This is a genomic window from Bartonella sp. MR110HLJHH (genome assembly GCF_042194225.1).
GTDB lineage: Bacteria > Pseudomonadota > Alphaproteobacteria > Rhizobiales > Rhizobiaceae > Bartonella > Bartonella grahamii.
The window spans coordinates 1-3,464 of record NZ_JBHIMQ010000040.1 but is presented as its reverse complement, the minus strand read 5'-3'; the positions used below and the strand labels follow the sequence as shown (position 1 = coordinate 3,464).

Here is a 3,464-nt window from a genome sequence, read left to right as displayed (position 1 = left end):
TTGGCGATACGCTTGAAACTTATCGCAAAGCAGCAAGGAGTTAGAGCATGACTTTACGCATTGTACGCGGTTTTACCTTGATTGTTGATGATGATTTCAATCTCCATCTTGATCTCGAAACATTGAAACTGCCCACGTTGGAAGAAATCACCGAAACCTATCAACCAGGGGGCTCTGATATGCAGATTGATGTGAGCGGTCTTGGTGTGAAAGCTTTGAGCATACAAATGAAAATCCGCAGTCACACACCCGAAATTATCGGTATCTTTGGTGGTCCTCCTGGTCTTCGTCATAAATTTACCGGCAAAAAACATGTGATCTCTGAAGAAGATGGACGCGAGCATGAGCATTCCATTGATGTTACAGGGCGCTTGGTCAAAGTGGATAGTGAAGGCTTAACGGCTGGAAAAGCTACAGGCTATGATTGCGAGATCAAAAATGTTTGGGACTATACGGAATTTTGGGATGGTTCTGTTTTGCACCGCTTTTCGTTTAAACGGGGCGGCTGGCTTGTCCGCAATGGGCAAGAGATCGGTTCTCGCCGCCGCTCTATTCTCAATTTATAAGCTCTCATTATTGATAGGGTTCTCATTTATAGGAATTGATCATGACAAGTTTACAAACCAGCATTGATGTAGAATTGCAGGTTCCGCTTCTTTATCAAGATAAAGGTGGCAAAGAATCTCTCTGCAAGAAACTGACCTTTTATCGCCCAAACTTCAAGCAAGCACGCCAATTAGCGGTGTTGATTGGACCGCAGTTGGTAGAGCTCGTTTTGCCCGCTGTAGAAAAGGACAAAAAAACATTGGGCAATGATATTCTTGTTCTTAAGCTTTGTGAGGCTTTATTTACTCATGAGGCTATGGAAGGAATAGCCGTGCTTTTAGCCGATATGTCTCATGAAACGGTTGAATTGATTAATCGTCTTGATGTTGTTGACATTATGGCAGTGTTTAAGGCTTTTTCTGCTTTTTTTACGCAACGCCAATCCTCTCTGCCGGACAATTTGGAGCAGAGCTAGCCCTTTATTATCACTGGGCGCCTTCAGAAATTAACCAGATGGATTGGCTGGATGTGATTGCCTATCGAGAAGAACTCGCACGCCTTAAAGCCCAAGAATATGAAAGTCATCAGTTAGGATAAGAGACGATCATGGATGTTTCCCTTGTTGTGCGTTTTGTCAATCATCTGCAAGAGGGGATAGCTTCTGCCAAGCGTGATCTTGCAGCCTTCAGTTCAGAGGTTGCGCATTTCCAAAACAAGACAAGGCAGCACTTTAAAAATTGGTTTGACCCTGAGCATCTTGAGGATGCGACAAAGAATGCTGAAAATGCTTTTATCCAAGCGCGGGGGCGCATGGTTGGTGCCATTGCGCAAACAGCAACCTTAATTGCACCGCTCTATAAAGCCATGCAATTTGATCAATCGATGAAAGGCTTGGAAAAGGTTCTGGATGCCCCCCTTGATCGCTTAAAGGAATTGCGACGTTTTGCTTTGGAAACCTCCACTAAGATTCCGCTAGCGGCACGTGAAGTTTTGGAACTGATGACCAGTGCCAGCCAAGCAGGAATTGGCGAACAAGATCTAGAAGCTTTTAGCATTTATGCTGCCAAAGCGGCTGTTGCTTTTGATATGACGGGAGATCAGATTGGGGAGCGCTTTGCCAAATTGCGCAATGTCTTTAAGCTTAATCAGGCAGGTATTGAAGATCTAGGCGATGCCATCAATCATCTCTCTAACCACATGGCTGCCAAGGCAAGTGAAGTGTCTGATTTTACCAATCGTGCCACCGGTGCGGCAACCATGTTTAAGCTCACTGCCCGTGAAACAGCAGCTTTTGGCACGGCGATGATTTCTGCTGGTATCGTCCCTGAGAGTGCCGCGCGTGGTTTTAATGCGATGAGTGCGCGCATTCAGGCAGGGGGTAAACATATTGAAGATGCTTTTGCCAATATTGGGCTTTCCCGTGAAAAGTTCATGCAAGATCTGGACAAAGATGCCACCGGCACCTTGGTGCGCTTTTTTAATGTGTTGGGTAAATCCGAACAGGGGATGCGCTCGCTGATTGCCATTGCGGGGCGCGATTTTACCGGTGATTTTGCCAAATTGGTGGGCAATCCCGAATTATTAGGGCAAGCTTTAGATTATGTGAAAGACCCACAAGTCTTTAAAGGTTCGGTAGAACAAGAAGCAGACAAACAAGCAACCGGTGCCATGCGGCAATTTGAATTGTTGCAAAACCGCATTGTGGCTTTAGGGATTACCATTGGTGAAGTGCTTCTGCCCCCCCTCAACAGTTTGATGGAAAGTGTTGGCAATTTTACCAATGGGCTTATGGCGTGGGCGAATGCCCATCCCACTTTAACAAGCGCCATCATCAAAACCATTGCTGCCCTTATGGCTTTTAATATTGCTCTACGGGTTTTGCGCTTTACCCTCGCTGGAACACGTCTTGGGCTTCTTCAATTGATCACGTCTTTTATTAAGCTTAGAGTACTCAGTCGTGGTGTTGCTGCAAGCTGGCGGGGCTTAGCAGCCGCAGGGCGCTCGCTGGGCTTGCTAACCGCGGGTCTTGGGGCAAGTTCACTCCGACTCTTACGCCCCATGACCTTGTTGGTCGGGGCTTTACGGGGGATTGCTGTCTCAGGAAGTGCATTTGCTGCTTCTTTTGGCTCTGTTGGGACAGTGATCGAAGTGGTTGGGGCGGGTATTTCCTCTGTTGTGGGGGGTATTTTTACCCCAATAGGGGCTGTGGTTGCTGCTGTTGTGGCGGTCATACTGGCTGCTGGTTTTGCTTTGTGGAAATATTGGGACCGTTTTTCTTCTTTTATGAAGGGCTTTGCACGGGGGGTAACACGGGCTTGGGGGCAAGCCTTTGAAGCCGTCATGCGCTTTTTTGGTGCTGATACCAGCACCATTACGCGTTGGAAAAATATAATCGCCAATGCTTTTGATCTCTCTCAAGTTTGGCAAAAGTTTAAACAAGAGCTTAGCGCTGTTGGCAGTTGGTTTGGCAACGTGTGGGAGGGCGTTAAACAAAGCTTTTCCAACTTTTGGCAATGGTTGAAGAGTTTTTTTACACAGGAAAAGCTCTCGGAGAGTGCCAAGGCTGGTATGGAACAAGCGGGCGAAGATCTGGCTAATTCGATTGTCGATGGCTTTATGTCGTCTATCTCACAATTGATGGATTATTGTAAATCTTTGCCTAGCCGCATTAAGGGGTGGATTGGTTCCATTGATGTAAGAGAGTTTTTGCCAAGTTTTTTGGGGGGGAAAACAGCCATTCAGCCCATACCACAATTTGCGGGGGCGGGGCATGCAAATTCCCCTTTCACAGAAGAAAAAGGCAAAGATCACTCCACCATCACACACAATCAAAATGTCACAGTGCATGTCAATGGTGCCCGTGATCCTGTGGCCACTGGTCGTGCGGTTGCCCACGCCATTCAACGGGCACGCGCTAA

Annotated in this window: 3 protein-coding genes; all 3 read left to right on the top strand. The window is 47.0% G+C overall.

Annotated elements, in window-relative coordinates:
- Positions 1-47 precede the first annotated feature (47 nt).
- Positions 48-566, top strand: coding sequence for a phage major tail tube protein (locus tag ACFIKB_RS09005; protein ID WP_375653407.1), 519 nt, complete (start codon positions 48-50; stop codon positions 564-566).
- Positions 567-607: 41 nt separating this feature from the next.
- Positions 608-1,021 (top strand): hypothetical protein, encoded by a 414-nt coding sequence (locus tag ACFIKB_RS09000; protein ID WP_375653405.1) that lies wholly within the window; start codon positions 608-610, stop codon positions 1,019-1,021.
- Between the two features lie 131 nt (positions 1,022-1,152).
- Positions 1,153-3,464 (top strand): phage tail tape measure protein (locus ACFIKB_RS08995; protein ID WP_375653402.1); only part of this gene is annotated, 2,312 nt, incomplete at its 3' end.

What these genes read in the sequence shown, in the direction of transcription:
- ACFIKB_RS09005 (WP_375653407.1), top strand. Translation starts at nt 48, where the DNA reads ATGACTTTACGCATTGTACGCGGTTTTACCTTGATTGTTGATGATGAT.
- ACFIKB_RS09000 (WP_375653405.1), top strand. Translation starts at nt 608, where the DNA reads ATGACAAGTTTACAAACCAGCATTGATGTAGAATTGCAGGTTCCGCTT.